The sequence below is a fragment of the Frateuria sp. genome (assembly GCF_035943815.1).
In the GTDB taxonomy this organism is placed as follows: Bacteria; Pseudomonadota; Gammaproteobacteria; order Xanthomonadales; family Rhodanobacteraceae; genus Frateuria_A.
This window is the reverse complement of the sequence record NZ_DASZBU010000005.1, coordinates 302,303-325,053: the sequence shown is the minus strand read 5'-3', so window position 1 is coordinate 325,053 and position 22,751 is coordinate 302,303. Positions and strand designations below refer to the sequence as shown.

The window sequence follows — 22,751 nt, the reverse complement described above, 5'->3', positions numbered from 1 at the left end:
CATGACCACGGGCCGTTTCGTTTCGCTGTGCCTGGCCATGCTGCTCGCCGCCGGTTGCGCCAGGGCCCGAGCGCCGATCCCACCGGTGCCGGTACCTGACCTGTCACGCTTCATGGGGCGCTGGTACGTGATCGCGTCCATTCCGACCCGCTACGAGCGCGGCGGACACAATCCGGTGGAAACCTACAGCCTCGATCCGGACGGCACGATCTGCACGTGGTTCCGCATGCGGCCAGAGGAGTTCGACGCGCCGGTGAAACTGCTTCATTCCAGCGCCAGCGTGGTGCCCGGCACGGGCAACGGGCAATGGCGCGTGCACCTGTTCGCATTCCTGAGCGCGCAGTACCTGGTCGGCTGGCTGAAGCCGGACTACAGCCAGGTGCTGGTCGTGCGCGATGCACGCGACTACCTCTGGTACATGGCGCGCACGCCGCAGGTCGACGAAGCGGACTACCAGGCGATGCTCGATCACGCAGCGACGATGGGCTACGACGTGGCCAGGATCACCAAGGCGCCGCAACGTTGGCCCGAAACAGGGGCCGGCAGCCAGTCCTTTGCCCGGGCTTGCCCTTGAAATATCTGGTCGCCTTGCTGGCGTGGGCGATGTCGGTGGTCGCCTGGCTGTCCGATGGGGGGCGGCCCCGCCCGCGGCAAGATTTCCGGCCGCTGGCCAAGCTTGATCGTCGCGGCCGGTCAGGCCTTCGCCATGCGTTGCAGTGGTTCGGGCTGGCACTGGCTGGCAAGCCTCGCCAGCCCGTTTTTTCACCGCCAGTGCGCGCAACTGCGGATCGCGACAGGTGCCGCTCGCACTTTCGGTATTCCTCATCGTCCCGCGGATGGCCGTTGCCTCCATCGTCAGGGAACGATGGTCCTCGGCATTGGTCGTTTTGGTCCGCGAAAAACGCGGGGCCTCACTCGATGTTCTGTACCTGCTCGCGCATCTGCTCGATCAGCACCTTCAGCTCCACCGCCGCATTCGTGCTGCGCGAATCGACCGATTTGGAGCCGAGCGTGTTGGCTTCGCGATTGAACTCCTGCATCAGGAAGTCCAGGCGGCGGCCGACGGGTTCCTTCAAGCCCAGCACGCGGCGTGTTTCCGCAACGTGTGTGGTCAGCCGGTCGAGCTCCTCGTCGACGTCGCTGCGGGTGACCTGCAGCACCAGTTCCTGTTCCAGCCGCCCGGGATCGGCCGGCTGTTTGAGGTCGGCCAGCCGTGCTTCCAGGCGCGTGCGCAGCGCAGCGCGGATCTCGGGCATCCAGCCGCGCACCTGCCCGACGATGCGCTCGATGGCGTCCAGCTTGTCGCGCAGAATGGCCGCGAGCTGGGCGCCTTCGCGCTCGCGAGTTGCCGTGAGCGCATCGAGCGCGCGCTCCAGCACGTCGAACAAGGCGGCCTGCTGCGCCTCCGGATCGGAGTCGGCCTGGCGCAGCACGCCGGGAAAGCGCAGCAGTTCGGTGAGTTGCACCTGCATGCCCGGAAAGCGGCCAGCGAGGTCCCGGTTCAGGCTCGCCAGGCGTGCGAGCGTCACTTCGTCGATCTCCAGCGCCTCGCCGCGCGTCTCGGTGCCGCGCAGGCGCACGGTCAGGTCCACCTTGCCGCGCGAGAGGCGCGCGGCGATGCGTTCACGCAGCGCCGACTCGAAGCCGCGCAGCTCCTCGGGCAGGCGTGGGCTCAGTTCCAGGTACCGGTGGTTGACCGTGCGCAACTCGCAGCCGAGCGTGCCGGCGGGGCCCTGGGTTTCGGCGCTGGCGTAGGCCGTCATGCTGCGGATCATGCGTGGAGCCTCGGCGGTCGGGCGGCAAAGGCCGCAATGGTAAACTCTCGCGCCCCGCCTTGCCCAACCGAGAACCGCCATGACCCGACCGAGCGGCCGCGCCAGCGACCAGCTTCGCCCGGTGACGCTACAGCGTCACTACACCCGCCATGCCGAGGGCTCGGTGCTGGTGAGCTTCGGCGACACCCGCGTACTGTGCACCGCCAGCATCGAGGACCGCGTGCCGCCGTGGCTGCGCGGCAAGGGTGAGGGCTGGGTCACCGCCGAGTACGGCATGCTGCCGCGCGCCACCGGCACGCGCACCCAGCGCGAGGCCGCGCGCGGCGCGCAGGGCGGCCGCACGCTGGAGATCCAGCGGTTGATCGGCCGCTCGCTGCGCGCCTGCATCAACCGCCAGGCGCTGGGCGAGCGCGTCATCACGCTGGACTGCGACGTGATCCAGGCCGACGGCGGCACCCGCACCGCGGCGATCACCGGCGCCTACGTGGCGCTGGTCGACGCGGTGCACTTCCTGATGAAGCGCGAGAACCTGAAGCGCAGCCCGATCATCGGCGCGGTCGCGGCCGTGTCGGTGGGCATCTACCAGGGCGAGCCGGTGCTGGACCTGGACTACGCCGAGGATTCGGCCTGCGACACCGACATGAACGTGGTGATGAACGACGGCGGCGGCTTCATCGAGGTGCAGGGCACCGCCGAAGGTCATGCGTTCCGCCGTATCGAGATGGACGCCATGCTGGTGCTGGCGGAGAAGGGCATCGCCGAACTGGTCGCCGCGCAGCGTGCGGCGCTGGCGGAGGGCTGAGCATGCGGCGCCTGGTATTGGCCAGCGGCAACCGCGGCAAGCTCGCCGAGTTCGAGCATCTGCTTGCCGACAGCGGCTTCGAAGTGGTGACCCAGGGCAGCCTGGGTGTGCTCGACATCGAGGAGACCGGCACCACGTTCGTGGAGAACGCGCTGCTCAAGGCCCGCCACGCCGCGCGGATCGCTCGCCTGCCGGCGCTGGCCGACGACTCGGGCCTGTGCGTGGAGCAGCTCGACGGCGCGCCGGGCCTCTATTCGGCGCGCTACGCGGGCGCCCACGGCGACGCCGCGGCCAATCGCGCCAAGCTGCTGCGCGCGCTCGAAGGCGTGCCCGCCGAGAAGCGGGGCGCCTTCTTCATCTGCGTACTGGTGCTGCTGCGTCATGCCGACGACCCGGCGCCACTGATCGCCGAAGGCCGCTGGCACGGCCGCGTGCTGGCGGCCGAGCGTGGCGATGGCGGCTTCGGCTACGACCCGTTGTTCCTGCCCGATGGCCAGTCGCTGTCGGCGGCCGAGCTCGATCCCGAGCTCAAGAACCGCCTCAGCCACCGCGGCCAGGCGCTGGCGCGACTGCACACCCAGCTCGAGTCCTAGCGCCACCATGTCGTTGATCGCACCACCGCTGGCGCTGTACGTGCACATGCCCTGGTGCGTGAAGAAGTGCCCCTACTGCGACTTCAACTCGCACGGCCTGCGGGGGGAGCCGCCCTATGCCACGTACATCGACACGCTGCTGGCCGATCTCGACGCCGACCTGGCCGATTTCGGCGGCGCGGCGCACGCTCGGCCGATCGTCAGCGTGTTCTTCGGCGGCGGCACGCCCAGCCTGTTCGCACCCGAACACGTCGCGCGCTTCCTCGAGGGCGCCCGCATGCGGCTGCCGTTCGCCGAGGACTGCGAAATCACGCTGGAAACCAACCCGGGCACGGTCGAGCACGGCCGTTTCGACGGCTATCTCGCCGCAGGCGTCAACCGGCTTTCCTTCGGCATCCAGAGCTTCGAGGACGACAAGCTCAAGCGGCTGGGGCGCATCCACTCGGCCGCCGAGGCCGAGGCGGCGGTGAAATCGGCGCAGGACGCCGGCTATGCCAACCTCAACCTCGACCTGATGTACGCGCTGCCACAGCAGACGCTCGCAGGCGCCCTGGCCGACGTGGAGCGCGCCATCGCGCTCGCCCCCACCCATATCTCGCACTACCAGCTCACCCTGGAGCCCAACACCGCCTTCGCCGCCAACCCGCCGCCGCTGCCGGACGACGACCATGCCTGGGCGATGCAGGAGGCCTGCGAGGCCCGCCTGGCCGAGGCCGGCTACGGCCAGTACGAGATCTCCGCCTACGCCCGGCCGCAGCGACGCTGCCGGCACAACCTCAATTACTGGGAATTCGGGGACTACCTGGGCATCGGCGCCGGCGCCCACGGCAAGCTCACCGATGCGGCAGGCGGCACCGTGCGCCGACGCTGGAAGAGCCGCCACCCGCGCAGCTACCTGGAGGCGGCCGGCGGCACCGCGCGCATCGGCGGTGAAGGCCCGGTGGCGCCGGCCGACCTGCCGTTCGAATACATGCTCAATGCGCTGCGCCTGCACGACGGCGTGCCGCTGGCGGCCTTTGCCGAGCGGACCGGCCTGCCGCCGGAGCGCATCGCGCCCGCCCTCGCCCAGGCCTGCGCTCGAGACTGGCTGCGACCGGACCCGGACCGGCTGCAGCCGACCCCGCTGGGCCAGCGGTTTCTCAATGACCTGATCGGGCTGTTCCTGGACTGAAGATCGGCCTATGGCGGACCGGTCCATGGCCGCCTACACTACCGATCGTCAAAAATCCGAGAACTGCGTCATGGATGTCGAGCAAAGGCAGTACCAGGCGGCCAGGCCCGGATCGGACGACCGGACCACCTTGCACTCCTTGCCCATGCGCGTCCAGCGCCTGGTGGCCGACCTGCGCGGGCTGTGCAGCAAACGCCTCGAACCGGCGGTGCTGGATGCACTGGACGCACTGGACCAGGCCCTCTACCAGCAGGCAGAGCGCTCCCGCAGCCACCTCGATCAGCAGCGCTGCTTCGACAGTCGCGCGATGGTCCGGCTGCAGCGGGCAAGCTTCCTGCGGAAGGTCTCCGACCACATCGCCGAGAGCTTCGCGCGGCTGGGCGACGAGCGTGAAGCGGCAGATCCCTTTGCGCCTGCCCCTTCGCTGAGCCTGCTGGGCCGCGAGGAGCACGAACTCAACGCAGCGCTGGAGCAGCTGACCTCCCGCGGTGAAGCGCACACCGGCCCTGTGCTGGCCGAACTTTCCTACCGCATGGCCGTGCTGGTCGGCGCGCCGCCGCTGGAGGGCGACGCCTTGCCGGCTTCGCCGCAGAATCTGGCCGCGGCCGTGCGCCGCGCACTGCCGTCGCTGGAAATACCATCTGAGCACCAGCTGCTGCTGGTGCAGGCGCTCGAGCGCAAACTGACGCCCGTACTGGCCCCGCTGTACGAGGCGATCAATGCCCACCTGCTGGCTGGCGGCATCCTGCCCCACCTGCGCGCCTTCGCCGGTGCGCGGCCAGCCCACGCGCCACCCGCACCTCCCTCGATCAAGGCCCCCGCGCCGGCCGCCGAGACGGCTGCCGCATCGCCCATCGCCAGCCACGAGCCGATCGCGGTGCTGGAAACACTACGCGATCTGCTGGCGCGCCAGCGCTCGGGCGAGGTGCACGCCGCCAGCGGGCCGGCCGCGTCGCCAGCCGAGCTGGAAATCGCACTGGGCGCACTGCAGCGACACCTGGTCCAGGTCACCGGCCGCGCCAGCCGCGAGTTGCGCAGCGCGCAGCGTCTTCGCGAGGAACTGCTGGCCCAGCTGAACGTCGGCAAGCCTGCGGGTGCCCCGCGCACCGCACTCACCCCGGAGCAGGACGATACGGTGGAACTGGTCGCCCGCCTGTTCGAGCAGCTCGGCCAGCAGCTCCAGCACGGGCCGAGCGCCGGCGCCGTATTCGGCGAATTGCAGGTGCCGATCCTGCGCATGGCGATGGCTGACCGCGCCTTCTTCGAGCAGGCCGAGCATCCCGCACGCCACCTGCTGGGCACGCTGGCCGAGGCCAGCAACGATTGGGGCGACGGCGCCGACATCGACCCGGACCTGGCCTCGCAATTGAACCGCCTGGTCGCCCGTGCGCAGCGCGAGCCGCCCAGCGCCGGTCTGTATACCAGCCTGCTGGCGGACATTCGCCACCACCTGGCCCAGCTCAGCCGCAAGGCGCAGGTCACCGAGCGGCGCCAGGTGGAAGCGATGCAGGGCCGCGAGCGCCTGCACCAGGCACGCCAACGGGCCACCGAAGTGCTGGCGGCGCGCTTCGCCGAAACCACGCCGCGCGGCCTGCTGCGCGCCCTGCTCGACCGCGCCTGGTCGGACGTGCTGGCGCTGGCGCTGTTGCGCCACGGCGAGGAAAGCGAGGCGTTCGCCGAACGGCTGCGCCTGACCGACCAGCTGCTCGGCCGCCTGCCGGTGGACGATCCGCCTGGCCTGCGTCTGGCCGTGGAAGACCACCTGCAGCAGATCGGCATGCAGGCCGAGGAGGCCGAGCAGGTGGCGCAGCGGCTGATCGGCGGCGAGCCAGGCCCGGTGCGAGCGCCCGAGCCCGCCCCGGACGCTGCGCCCGCCAGTGCCAGCGCGGACATGCCCGCGCTGGCCGCCTACGCGCTCGCCGCCGAACCCCCCAGCGCCACCGACCTGGCCCTGCGCCTGAAGCAGCGCCAGCGGCTGGGCGAGCAGCGCGGACAGGAGCCGCAGCCGGCCGCAGCCCCGCCAGCGCCCGAACCGCCGCTCGGTCCGCAGGAGGCGCGCATCCACAACCGCCTGCGGCAACTGCCCTTCGGCAGCTGGTTCGAATTCGTCGACCCGCAAACCGGCGCCACCTCGCGACGCAAGCTCGCCTGGTTCTCGCCGCTGACCGGCAACACCCTGTTCGTCAACCGGCGCGGCCAGCGCGTGGCGGAGATGAACCTGCGCGAGCTGGCGGCAGCGATCGCCGCCGGCCATGTGCGCGAGCGGGCTGAGCCGAAGGATGGCTTGTTCGACCGAGCCTGGCGCGCCCTGACGGGCAGCCTGCTGCGTCCGCCAGCGCGCGCATGACCGCCCAGGTCATCTCGCTGGAACAACGCCGCGCGCCACGCAAGCGCGCGGCCGCCTCGCCGCTGGTCACCGACGCGATCAACGCGCGGCCGCTGGGCCACCTCTGCAATCTCTCCGCCAGCGGCGTCCTGCTGGTCGGCCCGGACCGCCCGCGCAGCGAAGCGGTATTCCAGGTCCGCCTGCCGCTGGCTGGCGGACCTGGAGGCACCACGGCCATCGAACTGGGCCTGCAGGAACAGTGGCACCAGGCGGCCAACGCCGACCAGGTCTGGGTCGGCTACCGCATCATCGCGATCGCACCGCAGGATGCGCTCACCCTCGTGCAGTGGCTGCAGCGCGCCTGAACCGTCCACCGTGACGCGCCTGCGTCATCGGCATAGACTTCCCGGCATCGCGGATTGGCAAGGCTTCCCATGGATGTCGAACAACCGGGGCGGCATCGCTCGATCACGGACGCCCCACCGGCAAACTGGCCGGCCAAGACTCGCCGGCTGATCGACGAAACCCGACGGCTCTGCCGCGACTGGTTGCCCGGGCCGCTGCGACAATGCCTGGCCGATTTCGATCGCGCGCTGCACGAGCAATCGGCCCGCGCACGCAACCACCTGGACCAGCAACGCTATCAGGCCACGCGGCAACGCCTGGTGCAGGATCGCCAGGCCTTCGAGGAACGCTTCATCGACTGTATCGATCAGGGCCTGATGCGGATGGGCGCCCCGGCAGCCGCCAAGGCGCCCGCCGCGCGCCTGACCCTGAGCCTGCTCGATCCGCTCGAACACGAGATGACCGCCGCACTGGACCAGCTGGTCGCCCGCAGCGCCGCACGCGGCGGCCCGCTGCTGGTGGAGCTGGGCTACCGGCTGGCGGTGCTCGTCGGCATCCCGCCGCTGGAGGGCGAGGCGATGCCGCTGGGGCCACAGGCGATGGTCAAGGCCTTCCGCGATTCCAGCACGGCGCTGGGGCTGCCGGCCGAGCATCACCTGCTGTTGTTGCAGGCGGTGGAGGGCAAGCTGATCCAGGGCTTGACGCCATTGCACGAAGTGGTCAACAACCACCTCGCGGCTGCCGGCATCCTGCCGCGGCTGCGGCCCTTCCCGCTGCCGCGTACGCCGCGGCAGCCACGACGCCAGCGTCCACTGCCGGCGTCGCCAGCTCCCGAGGCCGCGCCGTCAGGCACCGACCTGCGCGAACTGCTGGCGCGCCAGCGCGGGCCGCGCCCGGTGGACGCGCATGCCCGCTTCGCCGGCGCGGAGGAACTGCAGGCCGCGCTGGCCACCCTGCAAACCTCCCGCCACGCGGATCCGGGCGTGCTTCGGCATGCCCAGCGCCTGCGCGAAAGGCTGGTGGACCAGCTCAACGCCGGGCGGCCCATCGACGCCGTGCCGATCCTGCCCGGGCCGCAGGCCGACGACGCGCTGGTGTTGGTCGTGCGCCTGTTCGACATCCTGCAGCGGCCGCTGCCGCCGGCGGTGGCGCATGCGTTGCTCGACCGCACGCAACTGCCGCTCCTGCGCGCCGCGGTCGCCGACGAAGGCTTCTTCGACCGCCGCGAACATCCTGCGCGCCTGCTGCTGGACCAGTTGCTCGCCGCCGCCCGCGACTGGCTGGACGAGGGCGACGTCGGTCAGCTGGCCGCGCTCGAGCCCCTGCTCGAGCGCCTCGAGCGCGAGCAGCCCACGCCAAACCTGTACTCGGAACTCGGCACCGAACTGGAACGCCTGCTGGCGCAATGGCAGCGCAAGGCACAGGCCGCCGAGCGCCGCCACGTCGAGGCCATGCAGGGCCGCGAACGACTGGAACAGGCGCGCCAGCGGGCCAGCGAACTGCTCGCCGGGCTGATCGCCAAGGCGCCACCCGGCGCCGCCCTGCGCGCCCTGCTCGAACACGCCTGGTCGGACGTGCTGGCGCTCACCCTGCTGCGCCATGGCGAACAGAGCGAAACCTTCGCGCGCCGCCTGGTGATCACCGACCAACTGCTCGGCCGCCTGCCGCCCGGCAACCTGGGCACCCTGCAGGCGGAGGTCGAGGCCGGGCTGCAGCAGATCGGCATGCACGGCGAAGAGGCAACCCACGTCGCGCAGCGTTTGATCGGTGCTGGCGCGGTGCTGCACGATGCCGATGAGCCGGGCGTAACGGATCCGGCCATGCGCCTCAGGCAGCGCGGCGCGCCCGGCGGGCCCATCGAAACGGCGTCGGCCGCTCCGGCCGTGTTCCCGGCAGAGGCCTTGCGCCTGCACCAGCGCCTTGGCCAGCACGCCGGCGCGTGGTTCGAGTTCACCGAATCCGACGGGCGGCGGGTGCGCCGCAAGTTGGCCTGGTATTCCGCCCGCGCGGCGCGTGGGCTGCTGGTCACCCGCCAGGGCCAGCGCATCGAGGAGATCGGCCTGGCCGAACTGGCCCAGGCGATAGCCACCGGTAAAGTCCGCGAGATTCCGGCCGTTAACGAGAGTGACCTGGACCGCGCCTGGCGCACGCTGGCCGACAGCCTGCGCCAGCCCGTCCCGATACCCGGAGTCCGTTCGTGATGCCCGACCCGCAGGAAAGCCGCCGCGCCCAGCGCAAGCCGGTCAACATCGCCGCCGAAGTGATCGATGCGATCAGCGGCCGGAGCATGGGCCAGCTGGGCAACCTGTCGGCCAGCGGCATGTTGCTGATCGGCCACGAGGCACCGCGCAGCGAGGCGATCTACCAGCTGCACCTGCCGCTGCCCGGCCTGGGCGTGCCGCCACCGACGATCGAGGTGGGCGTACAGGAGCAATGGCACGAAGAGGCCGCCACGCCCGGCCAGGTCTGGGCCGGATACCGCATCATCGCGATCGGCGAGGAGGCAACGGCCCAGTTGCAGCGCTGGCTGGACACGCACGGCTGAAGCGGCCCACGCGGGTAGCCCTGCGCCCGTCGCCGCGCGATCATGAAGGACTCCCCACCGGCAGGCGCCCGCGCCTGCCGCCCAATGAAGGAAGCCGCATGACCGCCCAGCTCGCCCCGCTCTACGCCCGACACCTGGCTACCGTGCGCAAGCGCACCGACGAGGCGCTCGCCCTGGACGGCTTCGACCGGCTGCTGATCGCCGCAGGCGCACCGCTCAACAAGTTTCTCGACGACCAGGACTTCCCCTTCGTCGCCAACCCGCACTTCCGCCACTGGCTTCCGCTGACCGACGCGCCGGGCAGCTGGATCGTCTACGCGCCGGGCGCCAAGCCCACCCTGCTGTTCGTGCAGCCGCGCGACTACTGGCACGTGGTGCCGGCCGCACCCAGCGGCTACTGGGTCGACCAGTTCGACATCCAGATCGTGCGCAGTGCCGCCGAGGCGATCGCGGCACTTCCCAAAGGCGGCCGCAATGCGGTGATCGGCTCGGCCTGCCCGTCCATCGAGGGTGTCGAGGCGAACAACCCGCAGGCGGTGCTGGACTATCTGCACTGGCACCGCTCCTACAAGACATCCTACGAACTGGCGCTGATGCGCGAGGCCAGCCGCGTCGGCGCCCGCGCGCACCGCGCCGCCGAGCGGGCCTTTCGCGGCGGGCACAGCGAGTTCGGCATACATCTGGCCTACCTCGCAGCCGCGCGTCAGATCGACGCGGAACTCCCCTACGCCAGCATCGTGGGCCTCAACGAGCACGGCGCGGTGTTGCACTACACGAACTTCGACCGCCAACCGCCGACGGCGCATCGTTCGCTCCTTATCGACGCGGGCGCCAGCTGCGCCGGTTACGCCAGCGACATCACCCGCACCTACGCGGGCGCCGGCGAAAGCGAGTTCCAGGCGCTGATCGACAGCGTCGATGCCGCCCAGCGCGGCTTCGCTGACATGGTGCGCGCCGGCCAGAGCTACCCGGAGCTGCACATCCACGCCCACCACGTGCTCGCCGACGTGCTGCGCGAGCACGGTTTCATCCGCATGAACGCCGAGGATGCCGTCGCCAGCGGCGTGACCTCCGCGTTCTTCCCGCACGGCCTGGGCCACCCCATCGGCGTGCAGGTGCACGACGTGGCCGGCTTCCAGCAGAGCGAGCGCGGCGGCATCATCGCCCGTCCCGAAGGCCACCCCTACCTGCGCATGACCCGCGTGCTGGAGCCGGGCATGGTGGTCACCATCGAGCCGGGCCTGTATTTCATCGACATGCTGCTGGACGAGCTTCGGGCCAACCCGGCAGCGAAGGACGTCGACTGGGCGCGCGTCGATGCCTTCCGCCCCTACGGCGGCATTCGCATCGAGGACGATGTGGCCTGCACCGATGGTGCGCCGGAGAATCTCACCCGCGACGCCTTCGCACAGCTGGCCTGAGGTTTCTACTCACTCTCCCTCGGACAACGCCGGGGGAGTGCGAGACAGCCAAGAGCTAGTGATAGCCCTCGCCGGCCAGCACCTTGCCGCGGAACACGCGGTACGAATAGACCGTGTAGGCCAGCACCGCCGGGATAAGCACAGCCGCACCGACCAGCACGAAACCTTGCGAGGAAGGCGGCGAGGCGGCCTCCCAGATGGTCATGTCCGGCGGCACGATGTTCGGCCACATGCCCACCACCAGGCCGATGAAGCCCAGCGCGAAGAAGCACAGCGCGAGCACGAACGGCTGCACTTCGCGGTTCTTCAGTACCGCGCGCCACAGCAGTACCGCATTGAGCGCGGTCAGGATCGGCACCGGCGAGAGGTAGAGCAGGTGGGCTCCGGTGAACCAGCGCTCCATCAGCTTCGAGTCCAGGAACGGCAGCCAGGCGCTGACCATCAGCATGAAGGCGATCACCGCCAGCATCAGCGGGCGGGTGAGATCGAAGGCGATGCGCTGCAGCCGCCCTTGGGTCTTGAGGATCAGCCAGGCCGCTCCCAGCAGCGCATAGCCGAACACCACCGCGACGCCGGTCATCACCGCGAACGGGCTGAACCAGCCGAATGCGCCGTGCACGTACTTGCCGCCGGTCAACGGCATGCCCTCGACCAGCGCGCCCAGGATCAGGCCCTGTGCGAAGGCGGTGAGCAGCGAGCCCACGCTGAAAGCCACGCCCCACAGCCAGCGCGAGGTGTGCGCCTTGAAGCGGAACTCGAACGCCACGCCGCGAAAGATCAGCGCGATCAGCATCACCAGGATCGGCAGGTACAGCGCCGACAGCACCGCGGCATAGGCCTTCGGGAAGGTCGCCATCAGCCCGGCGCCGCCGAGCACGAGCCAGGTCTCGTTGCCGTCCCAGATCGGTGCGGCGGTGTTCATCATGTGATCGCGCTGGTGCTCATCGTCGGCGAACGGCAGCAGTATCCCCAGGCCCAGCACGAAGCCGTCCAGCAACACGTACATCATCACCGCGAAGCCGATGATGAAGTACCAGACCACGGGAAGCACGGTTGCCCAGTCCACGTCAGTCTCCCATCGGGTCGTCAGGCGCCGACAGCGGCCGCGCCGGCGTGCGGTGGTGGCTGCCGTGCACCGGCGTGGCCGGCGCTTCGCGCTGCGGTGCCGGCAGGGGGCCGTCGCGGAACAGCTTGAACAGGTACCACAGGCCCGCGCCGAAGATGCCGATATAGACCACCACGAAGGTGAGCAGCGAAGCGAGCACGCTGCCCACCGGCAGCGTGCTCGCCGCCTGCGTGGTGCGCATCAGCCCCTGTACCACCCAGGGTTGACGCCCCACCTCGGCCACCCACCAGCCGGTCAGCAGGGCGATGAAGCCGGAGGGGATCATGGCCACCCAGGCAATGAGGTAGCCGCGGCCGGAGAACAGCGTGCCGCGCCTCCAGCGCCACAGGCCGACCAGCGCCAGCGCCAGCATCAGGACGCCCAGTCCGACCATCACGCGGAACGAGTAGAAAGGGATCGCCACCGGCGGCCGCTCGTCGCGCGGGAAATCCTTCAGGCCCCTGACCTCGCCGTCCCAGGAATGGGTGAGGATCAGGCTGCCCAGGTGCGGCAGCTCGACCGCATAGCGGTTGGCCTCCGCCTGCTCGTCCGGCCAGGCGAACAAGGTCAGCGGCACGCTGCGCTCGGTGGTCCAGCGCGCCTCGATCGCGGCGAGCTTGGCCGGCTGGTACTCGCGTACCTTCAGGCCCGCCATGTCGCCGATCACGATCTGGATGGGGATCACGACGGCGAGGAAGGCGAGCGCCAGCTTGAGCATCGCCCCCGCGCGGTCGACGAAGCGGCCCTTCAACAGATAGATGGCCGATACACCGCCGATCACCATCGCGGTGGATATGAACGCCGCCAGCACCATGTGCGGCAGGCGCACCAGGAACGAGGGATTGAAGATCACCCGCCACCAGTCGGCCGGCTCGAACACGCCGCCGCGGATGACGTAGCCCGCCGGCGTCTGCATCCAGCTGTTGGCCGACATGATCCAGAAGGAGGACAACAGCGTGCCCAGCGAGACCATGCAGGTGGCCAGGAAGTGCATGCGATCGCTGACCTTCTTCCAGCCGAACAGCATCACGCCCAGGAAGGTGGCCTCCAGGAAGAACGCAGTCAGCACCTCGTAGTTGAGCAGCGGCCCCACCACGTTGCCGGCCACGATCGAGAAACCGGCCCAGTTGGTGCCGAACTGGAAGCTCATCACGATGCCGGACACCACGCCCATGCCGAAGGCGACCGCGAAGATCTTCAGCCAGAAGAAGTACAGGTCGCGCCACAGGTCGGTGCGCCTGACCAGCCACACGCCCTCGATGAAAGCGAGCCACGCCGCGGTCCCGATGGTGAAGGCGGGAAACAGGATGTGGAAGGACATCACCCACGCGAACTGCAGGCGGGACAGGAACTCCGCAGTCATGCATCACTCCGCTGGGAAGGGCGTCGGCGACTATAGGCGCGTTGGGCGTGACGGCTGCGACAGCGCGGCATCGTGCCGCGCCGTCATCCCGCTGCCGAACCTCTAGTCCCGAGGGGGAAAGGTGCCGACAGGCGGATGAGGGCAACCGGAGCGGGGCCTACCTCGCGAGCAACACCCGCTCCAGTTCTTCCGGCTCCTTGGGCACCGCCGCGGTAAGCACCATGTTGCCCTCCGCGGTCACCGCCACGTCGTCCTCGATGCGGATGCCGATCCCCCGCCAGCGCTCGGCTACGCCACGCAGGTCGGGCGGCACGTAGATGCCAGGCTCCACCGTCACCACCATGCCCGGCTCGAGCAGGCGCGCCTGGCCGTCGACCCGGTAGTCGCCCACGTCGTGCACATCCAGGCCGAGCCAGTGGCCGGTCTTGGAAGGAAAGAACGCCTTGTAGGCACCGCTTTCGATGACCGCATCCGCGCGGCCCTTGAGCAATCCCAGCGCACACAGCCCTTCCGAGATCACCCGCACCGCAGCATGGTGCGCAGCGTCGAACGGACGGCCGGGCCGCACTTCGTCGATCGCCGCCTGCTGCGCGGCCAGCGCCACCTCGTACAGCGAGCGCTGCTCGCGCGTCCAGCGGCCGTTGACCGGATAGGTGCGGGTGATGTCCGAGGCATAGCAGTCGACCTCGGCGCCAGCGTCGATCAGCAGCAGGTCGCCGTCCTTCAGCGGCGCACGGTTGGCCAGGTAATGCATGGTGCAGGCATTGGCGCCGCCGGCCACGATGGGAGGGAATGCCGCCACCGCGCCGCGGCTGCGCATCACCCGCAGCAGCTCGGCCTCCACCTCGTACTCGAGCCGGCCCGGCTTCGCGGCGGCCATCGCCGCCAGGTGCGCCTCGGCAGCGATCGCGGCCGCCTCGCGCATCAGCTTGAGCTCGCCGCGCGACTTGTAGAGCCTCAGGTCGTGCAACAGATGGCCCAACGCCACGAACTCCTTCGGCACCACGCCGCCGCCGCGCAGTTGGCGAAGCCGGCGCATCCAGCCGAGCAGCCGCGCGTCGAAGTCCGGCTCGCGGCCGAAGTGGCAGTACACCCGTGCACGGCCCTCGATCATGCCGGGCAGGATGTCGTCGATATCCTCGATGGGAAAGGCGTCGTCCACGCCGTGAACGCTCACCGCGCGCTCGGTGCCGGTCACCTCGCCATGCCAGCGCTCGTGCGCGGGATCGCGCTCGCGGCAGAACAGCACCGCCTCGCCGTGCGCGCGTCCGGGCAACAGCGCGAGCACGGCGTCCGGCTCCTGGAAGCCGGTGAGGTAATGGAAGTCCGAATCCTGCCGGTATGGCCAGGCCGCATCGGCATTGCGCATGCGTTCGGGCGCGGCGGCGACGAGCAGCGCCGCATCGGCGCCGGCCATGCGCATCAGCTGGCGCCGGCGGCGCGCGAACTCGGCCGTCGCGATGCTCAATGCAGCGTATCGCCCGCCTGGCGCCGGGCGCCCTGGCATTCGGTGAACAGCAGCATGGCGCCCATGCGAACGAATTCGTGCACCTCGATCAGCGCGTCCTCGTCTTCGCTCTCTTCGCCGAAGTCGAAAGCGGAGCTGGCGATGGTGGTGAGGTCGCGCAGGATCTCCTGCGCCTCGTCGGACAGCTGCGCATGCGCGCCGGCGCCGGCCAGGCCGAAGCCGCCGAGGAAGCCGCGGCACCATTCCACCAGCGCCTCGGCGCGCTCGGAAAGCGGACGGTCGTCGGCGGGCAGCAAGGGCTCGAAACCCAGCTCCGGATCGGCCAGCTCGCCACGGGTCTGGCTGGCCAGGCGATCGAGCAGCACCTGGTCCTGCGTCGACGGCGTCGCGCCCTCGCCCTCCAGTTCGAGCGCCGCCAGCAGGGATTGCCGGCCCAGCGCGCCGCCGCCCGCCAGAAAGCCGCACAGGGAACCGTGCAGCTCGCTGGCGTCGGATCCCAGCTTCAACCGCATGATGGCGGCATCCAGTTCGTCGTAGCCGACCAGGTCGTGTGGGGTCATGGGATGGGTCCGGCGATGATGATCGCGAAGTTTAATGCAGGCCGCGCCACGGCACGGGACCATGCTCAGCCTGCGACGACGGTCGCGACGCGCGCCGCTTCCCTGAACCTGTCCCTTGCTATAGTTTCACGCCATGAGCACGCCCGACCCCGCCCAGCAGGAATTGGCCACCCTGAACCAGCAGCTGGACCGCTTGCTGGAGCTGGTCCGCCGGCTGCAGGAGGAAAACCGCAGCCTGCGCCACAGCCAGGAACAACTGGCCAGCGAACGGGCGGGCCTGATGGCGCGCAACGACCAGGCCCGCAGCCGCGTCGAGGCGATGATCCAACGCCTCAAAGCCCTCGAGAACAACGGCTGACATGAGTTCCACGCCCCCTCCCGCCGCCGAACCCGTCGCGCTGCGCCTGCTCGACCGCGAATTCCTGATCGCCTGTGCGCCCGAAGAGCGCGATGGCCTGCTGGAAGCGGCTTCCTTCCTCGACCGCAAGATGCGCGAGCTGCGCGCCAACGCCAGGACGCCCGGCTTCGACCGCCTAGCGGTGCTTGCGGCGATCAGCATCACCCATGAATTCCTCGCCCTGCGCAAACAGCACGACGGCACCGATCGCAGCGTGGCTGACGGGCTCGCTGCATTACGCCGAAAGCTTGATGCCGTGCTGGACGCGCAAGTAAGATAGGTCCCGGCGTTTTCTGCGGTGTGCGCCAGCACACTCTTACATTTGCCTTGTTCCTACATACGACCCCGGGTCGGTTTCACATGGCTGTTGTGCATGTCCGCCGCGAGCGGAAAGCCTCGAAGGCCATGGTGCCCTCCCACCTGATCCAAAGGGATCAAGGTCGTTTGGTGTGCAGCGGCATCGCGGTTGACGCCACCCCATTCCCCGCCGCCGGCCGACGTTGATCCCAACGCCGGCCGGTGGTGCGAGCGGCCCCGCCGCGCCAGCCGTCCGGGAGATGCGCGAACGTGGACGTCACTGCCCAACGCCGTGAACTTCGCCAGCATCTGGCCGCCCAGCGGCGCGCGCTCACGCCAGCCCAGCGCATCGCGGCGGCGCAAGGCCTGCGGCGCAGCCTCGAACAGCTTCCCGAGTACCGCACCGACGCGCGCGTGGCCGGCTACTGGGCCTGCGACGGAGAACTGCCGCTCAACCTCGTGATTCCTCCCCTGGCCGCACGCGGGCAACGGTTCCTGCTGCCCATGCTCGGCGAAGACCGCCAGCTGCGCTTCGCGCCGTGGGCCGCCGGCGAGGCGGTGCAGCCCAACCGCTTCGGCATTCCCGAACCGGCGGCGCCACACGAGTGGTTCGCGCCGTTCCAGCTCGACCTGGTGCTGGTGCCGCTGCTGGGCTTCGACCGCCACGGCCACCGGCTCGGCTACGGCGGCGGCTGGTACGACCGCAGTTTCGCCTTTCTCGCCGAACAGGCGCGACCGACCGAGCCCCTGCTGGTCGGCATCGCCTACGATTTCCAGGAGCTGCCCGCGATCAAGCCGGAGACCTGGGACGTGCCGCTCGACTTCGTCGCCACCGACCGCGAGCTGATCGACTGCCACCCGGAGGCTCATGGATGAACGCGCGGCCCTACACCCACTGGCTGATGAAGTCCGAGCCGGACACCTTCTCCATCGACGACCTGAAGCAGCGCAAGCGCGAACCATGGGACGGCGTGCGCAACTACCAGGCGCGCAACTTCATGCGCGACGGCATGCGCCAGGGAGACAAGGTGTTCTTTTACCACTCCAACTGCGCCGAGCCGGGCATCGCCGGCCTCGCTGCGGTAGCCAGCGAAGCCTATCCGGACCCGAGCCAGTTCGATCCGAAGAGCAAGTACTTCGACCCCGCCAGCTCGCGCGACAACCCACGCTGGTTTTTGGTGGATGTCAAGTTCGTGCGCAAGCTCAAGCGCGTGATCACGCTGGACGAGCTCAAGGGCCAGCCCGCGCTCGCCGACATGGCGCTGGTACGCAAGGGCAATCGGCTTTCGGTGATGCCCGTTGATACGCGGGACTGGGATTTCATCCTCGCGCTGGAATGAACCGGCCTGCCCCTACCCGGCAGCCTGGCCTGAACCGACTACGAACCTGCGGAACCTTTCCATGAGCACCAACGAAAAGCGCCTCGCCGGCGAAACCGCCATCCGCTACGTCGAGGACGGCGCCATCGTCGGCGTCGGCACCGGATCGACCGTCGCCTACTTCATCGATGCGCTGGCGGGCATCAAGCACCGCATCCACGGCGCGGTGTCGAGCTCGGAGCAATCCACCGCGCAACTCGAGAAGCACGGCATCCCGGTGCTCGACCTCAACGCGACCGGACCGCTGTCGCTCTACGTCGATGGCGCGGACGAGTGCGACCCGCACAAGCGGCTGATCAAGGGCGGCGGCGCGGCGCTCACGCGCGAGAAGATCATCGCCGAGGCGAGCGCGCAGTTCGTCTGCATCATCGATTCGAGCAAGCGGGTGGAACTGCTCGGCCGCTTCCCGCTGCCGATCGAGGTGATCCCGATGGCGCGAAGCCTGGTCGGTCGCGAGATCGTCAAGCGCGGCGGCCACCCGGTCTGGCGCGACGGCGTGGTGACCGACAACGGCAACTGGGTGATCGACGTACACGGCTGGCAGATCACCGACCCGGTCGCGATGGAGACCGAGCTCAACCAGATTCCGGGCGTGGTCACGGTCGGCCTGTTCGCCCGCCGGGCGGCCGACGTGGTGCTGGTCGGCGACCGCGAAATGTAGCGCCGGAACCCGCAGGCGGGCCCGAGCCCGCCTGCGGGAGCGCCGCTTCAGGCGGTACGCACGCCGTTCCTGCCGAAACGCAGGTGGCGGCTCGCATTGCGAGCCTCCTGCAGCCGGCGCTTGTGCGCGCTCAGCAGGTCGCCGCGGGTGATGATGCCCACCAGCCGGTGCGGCGAGTCTCTGCTCACCACGATCAGCCGGCCGACCTGTTCGGCCACCATGTGGTCGGCGGCTTCGCGCAACGAATGGTCCTCCTTGACCATGATCGGCGGACGGATGACCAGCTCGCCCAGCGTCAGCGTATAGGACCACTGCGGATCGAGCAGGCTGCGCCGCGTCAGCACCCCCTGAACCTGGTTGTGCTCGTCGATCACCGGATAACCCTGGTGCTGCGCCTCGGGCGAGCCTTCACCCAGCCAGTGGCGCACCTCGCCCAGCGTCTGGCTCGCGCGCAGGGTCACCACCTGGCGGGAACAGGCATCGCCCACCGCCACCTGGTCGAGATAGTCGGCCGCGTATTCGGACGGCACGCGCACGCCGCGACGGGCGATCTTCTCGGTCATGATGGTATTGCGCATCAGCAGCGCCGAGATCAGGTAGGCCGCGGTGCAACCGCCCAGCAGCGGCAACAGCCCGGCCGGCTGGCCAGTGGTCTCGAAGGCGAATACCACCGCCGTGAGCAGCGCCCGCGAGGCGCCGGCGAAGATCGCCGCCATGCCCACCAGCGCGGCGATGCGCGGGTCGATGCCGAAGTGCGGCAGCAGCGCGGCCAGGCCCAGGCCGATCAGCGCGCCGAGCGCGCCGCCGATGGTGAACAGCGGCGCCAGCGTTCCTCCGGAGGTGCCGCTGCCCAGCGAGATCGACCAGGAGATGAACTTCATCAGACACAGGAAGAACAGCGTGTGCAGGGTGAACCGGCCGCTGACGATGCCCTCGATGTTGGTGTAGCCCACGCCCAGGGTCAGCGGAGCGAAATAGCCGACCACACCCACTGCAACGCCGCCGAGCGCGGGCCACCACATCCAGTGGATCGGCAGCCGCTCGAATGCGTCCTCGATGCCATAGACGATGCGCGTGACGCCCACGCTGACCAGGCCGAGCAGCGCGCCCACGCCCACGTAGCAGGCCAGCGCTACGGCGCCCGGCTCGGCCAGGTCAGGCATTGCGAACACCGGGGAGGTGCCCTGGAAGGCATAGCGCACCGAAGTGGCGGCCACGGTTGCCAACGCTACGGGGATCAGCGAGCGCGGGCGCAGTTCGAACAGCAACAGCTCCACCGCCAGCACCACTGCCGCCACCGGCGAGGCGAACACCGCCGCCATGCCCGCGGCGGCGCCGGCGGCCAGCAGCACCTTGCGTTCGCCGCCGGTCACCCGCAGCAACTGGCCGATGAACGATCCCAGCGCGCCGCCGGTGGCGATGATTGGGCCTTCGGCGCCGAACGGGCCGCCGGTGCCGATCGCGATCGCCGAGGACACGGGCTTGAGGAAGGTGATGCGCGGCGGGATCTTCGATTCGTTGAGCAGCACCTGCTCCATCGCCTCGGGAATGCCGTGCCCGCGGATGGCGCGCGACCCCCAGCGCGCCATCGCCCCGACGATCAGGCCGCCGACCACCGGCACCGCGATTACCCAGGCACCCAGATGATGGCCGGCCGGGGAAGAGAAAGCGCTCGACCAGCGGCCGTAGAACGCCAGGTTGGTGACCAGCCCGATCAGGCCGGTCAGCACCTGGGCGATGAAGGCGGCCGCCACGCCGAGCACGATCGCCACCGCGGTGATGCGCAACACCCGGCGGTCGACCAAGGTCGAGCGCCGCGGCATGCGGGTCGCGTCGAGGCTGACCCCCAGCGCAGGGGACAAAGGCAAGGCATCGGTGCTGCCTTCCAGGCGCACACCGGGGTGCACTGGATTCTCGGTGGGAGGTGTCATGGGAAAACCGCGATGGAAAACGGGGATTTTACGCTTGCGGCTGCAGGAACCGAAGAGCGGCACTGCCAAGGAGTATCGGCGAGCATCCACAGCGACGCACATCCATCGGTCACGGCGCGCCGTAACCCGTGCCCGGAATGGCCCGGCGGCGGACGAGCGCCGACGGCGACGATCCCCTCGGCGCGTTGCCAGTCAAGGGTTTGGGCCGCATAGCCCCTTCCTGCCGGCGAAGATCACCTTCTCAAAAATCACTTTTGGCTGCTAGAGTGCCGAAGCTCCGCTCATCGAAAGCGAGGGACCTGGCCATGATCAAAACCTCCGTGTGCCGCGCCCTCTTCGCCGGCCTGCTCGTCATAGGCCTCGCCGCCCCCGCTCTCGCGGCCGGGCCGTCGGGCACGGGTCTGGGCCAAGCCTGGCCGAACGCCCCGGATGTCAGTACCAGTTCGCACTGGCACGTCTATGTGTTCAGAGCCAACGGCATCCGGTACGTACAGGTCAACGACCTCAATGGCAACGTCCGCGGGGCGTTCGCCGCCGCCAATGGCCAGTTCCTGGTCCTGCCGATGGGGCGCGATGCCAGGCGCATCTGGACTCCACATCAGCCGCCGGCGATCCGCCGTGGCGTGGTCGCGCTGTCTTCGTATGCCCAAACCATCTATCGGGACGACGCCGTTCAGTTGAAGGCGGTTCCGCTCAGCGACGGCAGCACGATGTTCATGGCCACGACGGCGCCCGCAACTGCGCCGGCAGAGGTCGCCAGCCCATGCAGCAACCCGGTGGAGTGCAACGGCCACGTGAACTGAGCCGATGCAAAAGCCGCCGACGGGCGGTTTTTCGATCAATTGATTTGCGGGTCGAACAGTATGAGGCTGATCCGGCTCCCTTGCGCCAGCGAGCGAATGCGGACCGTGCCGCCGAAAACCATCGCCCGATCCTTGAGGGCACCCAGACCCAAGCCGCTCCCACCCAGGGTCGGCAGCAGTTCGTCCCAGCGCACCCGGCTCAGGCGCTCGTAGTCGACGCGGCTGTCTATGCAGAGCACGGCCCAGCGACGCCCGCCGAAGGCGCCGCTCCGCAACAGCAACCGGACACTGCTGATGTTGCGCTTGGCGCACGCCAGCGCGATCGCCTCGCTGGCCAGGCGATAGAGCGCCATATGAATGCTGGTTGACAATTCGCCCAGACCCATACCCTGGATATCGCACCAGTACGTGATGCCGGCTTCGTCCAGCGCCCGGGGTATCGACCCCTCGCGCAAGGCGGCAGGCAACCCGCGTTCCCGCCAGGACAGCGGATAGAGCGAGTCGGCCAATCGATACATCTGGTGCTGGGTCACTGCCGCCTGGCGATAGTAGCTGCGCTCGTCGACCCCCGGTGTGAGGCTGCGAAGTCGGCCGAGCAGTTGCGTATAGGAGGCCTGGATGGCTGCGCTCATCTGCTCGAGCGCATAGGACGTCTGGCGCAGTTGCATTTCGCCCAGGTAGACGTTGCGCTGGGCCAATGCCAGCGCAAGGCGGGCCTCGGCCTTCTCATGTCTTTCGCGCTCGTTGAGATCCGCGATCCGGCCACCGAGCAGCATCATGGTGGTAATGGTGAATGCGATGAACACCTGCGCATGCAAGGTGTCGGTGTCGTAGAGCCGCGGCATGGTGAGCACCACCGCAATGCTGGCCGCAGTGCCGCCCACGGCCGCCCCACGCCAGCCATGCCGCAGAGCGAGCCACACGACGGGCAGGAACATGGCCACTCGGGCATCCTGGCCCACCGCCCCCGCCGTGTCCGAGGCCAGCCACACCAGCAACGCCAGCGATGGCAGCAGCAGGCACATGGCATCCATCGCCAGCCGGCTTTCGACGAACCTGGCCCACAGCCGTTGGGTGCCGCCACCCAGCAACTCCTCGCGCACCATGAGCACCGAGGGAACCAGCGTGAGGATGCCCAGGAAGAAACCGATGAAGTACCAGCCCGCGACCTCGCCCTTGTATGGGAGCGTCTCCCCCGGAGGCAGGCGCATCAGCGAAAGAGTGGCCATGTTGACCGACGTCCAGATGGCGGAAGCGGCCAGCGTGTACAGCAAGAACAGGTTGATGTTAGTGGTGGCTCTGGTCGGGAAGATGCGGTGCCGCTCCCTGCACCAGCGGGCCAGCGGCATCATGAACAGCACCGGCGGCACCATGAAGAATGTGCCCCAGAGCCAGCCGTACTGGTCGGCGCACTGGACGGCGGTGTAAGCCAGGGGGCCGGCCTCTCCGAGCAGCAACGCAGGCCAGTAGCGATAGGGAACCAGCAGCAACGCACTGAAGCGCAGCCCGGCAAAGAGGAACCAGTGGGAGAACGACACCTGCCGCAGGAGTTCGAACACGAGCGCGTACGCACCGGCGGCGGCTAGTTGCCGCAGCCAGACGCTTGATCGAATCCTCTTGAACATCTCCTTACCCCTTGCACGGGTGACCAAGCCGCCCGACCCGCGATGCCGCACACCGGCATGCCCTACCGAGCCCATCCACCTATAAGTGAAATTCGAGTGAAACCAATAGCCTATCGATGACGCCCGGCGCCGCATCGTAACTCAACTCAAGCCCGGTCCCGTACCAGACAATGCAGCCCCTGTG

General features: G+C 69.2%; 22 protein-coding genes and 1 other RNA gene. 16 read left to right on the top strand and 7 right to left on the bottom strand.

Translation table 11 applies throughout. The features are described from left to right. Nucleotide 1: 1 nt before the first annotated feature. Nucleotides 2-574: a lipocalin family protein gene (locus tag VGU65_RS03085; RefSeq protein WP_327472766.1), complete on the top strand. Its 573-nt coding sequence runs from the start codon at nt 2-4 to the stop codon at nt 572-574. A 337-nt stretch (nt 575-911) separates the two neighbouring features. On the opposite strand, the gene VGU65_RS03080 is transcribed toward VGU65_RS03085, so the two are convergent. Next, nucleotides 912-1,775: a YicC/YloC family endoribonuclease gene (locus tag VGU65_RS03080; RefSeq protein ID WP_327472764.1), complete on the bottom strand. Its 864-nt coding sequence runs from the start codon at nt 1,773-1,775 to the stop codon at nt 912-914. Nucleotides 1,776-1,854: 79 nt separating this feature from the next. Here VGU65_RS03080 and rph point away from each other — a divergent pair, with 79 nt between their 5' ends. The 8 genes from rph (at nt 1,855) to pepQ (ending at nt 10,978) form a co-directional block, all read left to right on the top strand. Continuing rightward, nucleotides 1,855-2,577 carry a ribonuclease PH gene (gene rph / locus VGU65_RS03075; protein ID WP_327472762.1) on the top strand — a complete coding sequence of 241 codons (723 nt, stop codon included), beginning with the start codon at nt 1,855-1,857 and terminating at the stop codon, nt 2,575-2,577. 2 nt (nt 2,578-2,579) lie between these two features. Beyond that, nucleotides 2,580-3,170 carry an RdgB/HAM1 family non-canonical purine NTP pyrophosphatase gene (gene rdgB, locus VGU65_RS03070; protein ID WP_327472761.1) on the top strand — a complete coding sequence of 197 codons (591 nt, stop codon included), beginning with the start codon at nt 2,580-2,582 and terminating at the stop codon, nt 3,168-3,170. Between the two features lie 7 nt (nt 3,171-3,177). Next, a complete protein-coding gene (gene hemW, locus VGU65_RS03065) occupies nt 3,178-4,341 on the top strand; it encodes a radical SAM family heme chaperone HemW (protein ID WP_327472760.1) in 1,164 nt (387 codons plus the stop codon). A gap of 25 nt (nt 4,342-4,366) precedes the next feature. Then, nucleotides 4,367-6,688, top strand: coding sequence for a DUF1631 family protein (locus tag VGU65_RS03060; protein WP_327472759.1), 2,322 nt, complete (start codon nt 4,367-4,369; stop codon nt 6,686-6,688). Then, nucleotides 6,685-7,032 carry a PilZ domain-containing protein gene (locus tag VGU65_RS03055; RefSeq protein WP_327472758.1) on the top strand — a complete coding sequence of 116 codons (348 nt, stop codon included), beginning with the start codon at nt 6,685-6,687 and terminating at the stop codon, nt 7,030-7,032. Before VGU65_RS03060 ends, VGU65_RS03055 begins: the two co-directional genes overlap by 4 nt. Nucleotides 7,033-7,101: 69 nt before the next feature. Then, the gene (locus VGU65_RS03050) at nt 7,102-9,213 is read left to right on the top strand and encodes a DUF1631 family protein (protein WP_327472756.1); all 2,112 of its coding nucleotides are present in this window, start codon (nt 7,102-7,104) and stop codon (nt 9,211-9,213) included. After that, the gene (locus tag VGU65_RS03045; RefSeq protein WP_327472754.1) at nt 9,213-9,557 is read left to right on the top strand and encodes a PilZ domain-containing protein; all 345 of its coding nucleotides are present in this window, start codon (nt 9,213-9,215) and stop codon (nt 9,555-9,557) included. The genes VGU65_RS03050 and VGU65_RS03045 overlap by 1 nt, the downstream gene beginning before the upstream one ends. A 98-nt stretch (nt 9,558-9,655) precedes the next feature. Further along, complete coding sequence (pepQ, locus tag VGU65_RS03040) at nt 9,656-10,978, top strand: Xaa-Pro dipeptidase (RefSeq protein ID WP_327472752.1); 1,323 nt, start codon at nt 9,656-9,658, stop codon at nt 10,976-10,978. A gap of 55 nt (nt 10,979-11,033) precedes the next feature. Here pepQ and cydB read toward each other — a convergent pair whose 3' ends face one another. The 4 genes from cydB to VGU65_RS03020 all read right to left on the bottom strand — a co-directional run bounded on the left by cydB (nt 11,034) and on the right by VGU65_RS03020 (nt 15,474). Further along, the gene (gene cydB / locus VGU65_RS03035; RefSeq protein ID WP_327472750.1) at nt 11,034-12,044 is read right to left on the bottom strand and encodes a cytochrome d ubiquinol oxidase subunit II; all 1,011 of its coding nucleotides are present in this window, start codon (nt 12,042-12,044) and stop codon (nt 11,034-11,036) included. A gap of 1 nt (nt 12,045) precedes the next feature. Continuing rightward, nucleotides 12,046-13,446: a cytochrome ubiquinol oxidase subunit I gene (locus VGU65_RS03030; RefSeq protein WP_327472748.1), complete on the bottom strand. Its 1,401-nt coding sequence runs from the start codon at nt 13,444-13,446 to the stop codon at nt 12,046-12,048. Between the two features lie 157 nt (nt 13,447-13,603). Further along, on the bottom strand, nt 13,604-14,953 hold the full coding sequence (locus VGU65_RS03025) for an aminopeptidase P N-terminal domain-containing protein (RefSeq protein ID WP_327472746.1): 1,350 nt from the start codon (nt 14,951-14,953) through the stop codon (nt 13,604-13,606). After that, complete coding sequence (locus tag VGU65_RS03020) at nt 14,911-15,474, bottom strand: UPF0149 family protein (protein ID WP_327472744.1); 564 nt, start codon at nt 15,472-15,474, stop codon at nt 14,911-14,913. The genes VGU65_RS03025 and VGU65_RS03020 overlap by 43 nt, the downstream gene beginning before the upstream one ends. A gap of 133 nt (nt 15,475-15,607) precedes the next feature. Between VGU65_RS03020 and VGU65_RS03015 the strand changes: the two genes are divergently transcribed. From VGU65_RS03015 to rpiA, 6 genes are all read left to right on the top strand, one after another. Continuing rightward, a complete protein-coding gene (locus tag VGU65_RS03015; RefSeq protein ID WP_327472742.1) occupies nt 15,608-15,832 on the top strand; it encodes a TIGR02449 family protein in 225 nt (74 codons plus the stop codon). A 1-nt stretch (nt 15,833) separates the two neighbouring features. Next, on the top strand, nt 15,834-16,151 hold the full coding sequence (locus VGU65_RS03010) for a cell division protein ZapA (RefSeq protein WP_327472740.1): 318 nt from the start codon (nt 15,834-15,836) through the stop codon (nt 16,149-16,151). 7 nt (nt 16,152-16,158) lie between these two features. Next, nucleotides 16,159-16,344: non-coding RNA, 6S RNA (gene ssrS, locus VGU65_RS03005), on the top strand. Between the two features lie 94 nt (nt 16,345-16,438). Then, nucleotides 16,439-17,044 carry a 5-formyltetrahydrofolate cyclo-ligase gene (locus tag VGU65_RS03000; RefSeq protein ID WP_327472738.1) on the top strand — a complete coding sequence of 202 codons (606 nt, stop codon included), beginning with the start codon at nt 16,439-16,441 and terminating at the stop codon, nt 17,042-17,044. Then, nucleotides 17,041-17,508 (top strand): EVE domain-containing protein, encoded by a 468-nt coding sequence (locus VGU65_RS02995; protein ID WP_327472736.1) that lies wholly within the window; start codon nt 17,041-17,043, stop codon nt 17,506-17,508. Before VGU65_RS03000 ends, VGU65_RS02995 begins: the two co-directional genes overlap by 4 nt. 61 nt (nt 17,509-17,569) lie before the next feature. Continuing rightward, nucleotides 17,570-18,208 carry a ribose-5-phosphate isomerase RpiA gene (rpiA, locus tag VGU65_RS02990; RefSeq protein WP_327472734.1) on the top strand — a complete coding sequence of 213 codons (639 nt, stop codon included), beginning with the start codon at nt 17,570-17,572 and terminating at the stop codon, nt 18,206-18,208. Between the two features lie 47 nt (nt 18,209-18,255). On the opposite strand, the gene VGU65_RS02985 is transcribed toward rpiA, so the two are convergent. Continuing rightward, nucleotides 18,256-20,139: a chloride channel protein gene (locus tag VGU65_RS02985; protein ID WP_327472732.1), complete on the bottom strand. Its 1,884-nt coding sequence runs from the start codon at nt 20,137-20,139 to the stop codon at nt 18,256-18,258. Between the two features lie 305 nt (nt 20,140-20,444). Between VGU65_RS02985 and VGU65_RS02980 the strand changes: the two genes are divergently transcribed. Continuing rightward, a complete protein-coding gene (locus VGU65_RS02980) occupies nt 20,445-20,942 on the top strand; it encodes a hypothetical protein (RefSeq protein WP_327472730.1) in 498 nt (165 codons plus the stop codon). Between the two features lie 35 nt (nt 20,943-20,977). On the opposite strand, the gene VGU65_RS02975 is transcribed toward VGU65_RS02980, so the two are convergent. Further along, the gene (locus VGU65_RS02975; protein ID WP_327472874.1) at nt 20,978-22,567 is read right to left on the bottom strand and encodes an MASE1 domain-containing protein; all 1,590 of its coding nucleotides are present in this window, start codon (nt 22,565-22,567) and stop codon (nt 20,978-20,980) included. Nucleotides 22,568-22,751: the final 184 nt, after the last annotated feature.

Excerpts from the sequence above, each read along its gene's own strand:
- rph (WP_327472762.1), top strand. The coding sequence starts at position 1,855 with ATGACCCGACCGAGCGGCCGCGCCAGCGACCAGCTTCGCCCGGTGACG.
- VGU65_RS03080 (WP_327472764.1), bottom strand. The coding sequence starts at position 1,775 with ATGATCCGCAGCATGACGGCCTACGCCAGCGCCGAAACCCAGGGCCCC.
- VGU65_RS02975 (WP_327472874.1), bottom strand. The coding sequence starts at position 22,567 with ATGTTCAAGAGGATTCGATCAAGCGTCTGGCTGCGGCAACTAGCCGCC.
- VGU65_RS03055 (WP_327472758.1), top strand. The coding sequence starts at position 6,685 with ATGACCGCCCAGGTCATCTCGCTGGAACAACGCCGCGCGCCACGCAAG.
- VGU65_RS03045 (WP_327472754.1), top strand. The coding sequence starts at position 9,213 with ATGCCCGACCCGCAGGAAAGCCGCCGCGCCCAGCGCAAGCCGGTCAAC.
- VGU65_RS03030 (WP_327472748.1), bottom strand. The coding sequence starts at position 13,446 with ATGACTGCGGAGTTCCTGTCCCGCCTGCAGTTCGCGTGGGTGATGTCC.
- VGU65_RS03020 (WP_327472744.1), bottom strand. The coding sequence starts at position 15,474 with ATGACCCCACACGACCTGGTCGGCTACGACGAACTGGATGCCGCCATC.
- pepQ (WP_327472752.1), top strand. The coding sequence starts at position 9,656 with ATGACCGCCCAGCTCGCCCCGCTCTACGCCCGACACCTGGCTACCGTG.
- VGU65_RS03010 (WP_327472740.1), top strand. The coding sequence starts at position 15,834 with ATGAGTTCCACGCCCCCTCCCGCCGCCGAACCCGTCGCGCTGCGCCTG.
- VGU65_RS03085 (WP_327472766.1), top strand. The coding sequence starts at position 2 with ATGACCACGGGCCGTTTCGTTTCGCTGTGCCTGGCCATGCTGCTCGCC.
- VGU65_RS03025 (WP_327472746.1), bottom strand. The coding sequence starts at position 14,953 with ATGCCAGGGCGCCCGGCGCCAGGCGGGCGATACGCTGCATTGAGCATC.
- VGU65_RS03050 (WP_327472756.1), top strand. The coding sequence starts at position 7,102 with ATGGATGTCGAACAACCGGGGCGGCATCGCTCGATCACGGACGCCCCA.
- hemW (WP_327472760.1), top strand. The coding sequence starts at position 3,178 with ATGTCGTTGATCGCACCACCGCTGGCGCTGTACGTGCACATGCCCTGG.
- VGU65_RS02980 (WP_327472730.1), top strand. The coding sequence starts at position 20,445 with ATGATCAAAACCTCCGTGTGCCGCGCCCTCTTCGCCGGCCTGCTCGTC.
- VGU65_RS03060 (WP_327472759.1), top strand. The coding sequence starts at position 4,367 with ATGGCCGCCTACACTACCGATCGTCAAAAATCCGAGAACTGCGTCATG.
- VGU65_RS02985 (WP_327472732.1), bottom strand. The coding sequence starts at position 20,139 with ATGACACCTCCCACCGAGAATCCAGTGCACCCCGGTGTGCGCCTGGAA.
- rpiA (WP_327472734.1), top strand. The coding sequence starts at position 17,570 with ATGAGCACCAACGAAAAGCGCCTCGCCGGCGAAACCGCCATCCGCTAC.
- VGU65_RS02995 (WP_327472736.1), top strand. The coding sequence starts at position 17,041 with ATGAACGCGCGGCCCTACACCCACTGGCTGATGAAGTCCGAGCCGGAC.
- VGU65_RS03015 (WP_327472742.1), top strand. The coding sequence starts at position 15,608 with ATGAGCACGCCCGACCCCGCCCAGCAGGAATTGGCCACCCTGAACCAG.
- rdgB (WP_327472761.1), top strand. The coding sequence starts at position 2,580 with ATGCGGCGCCTGGTATTGGCCAGCGGCAACCGCGGCAAGCTCGCCGAG.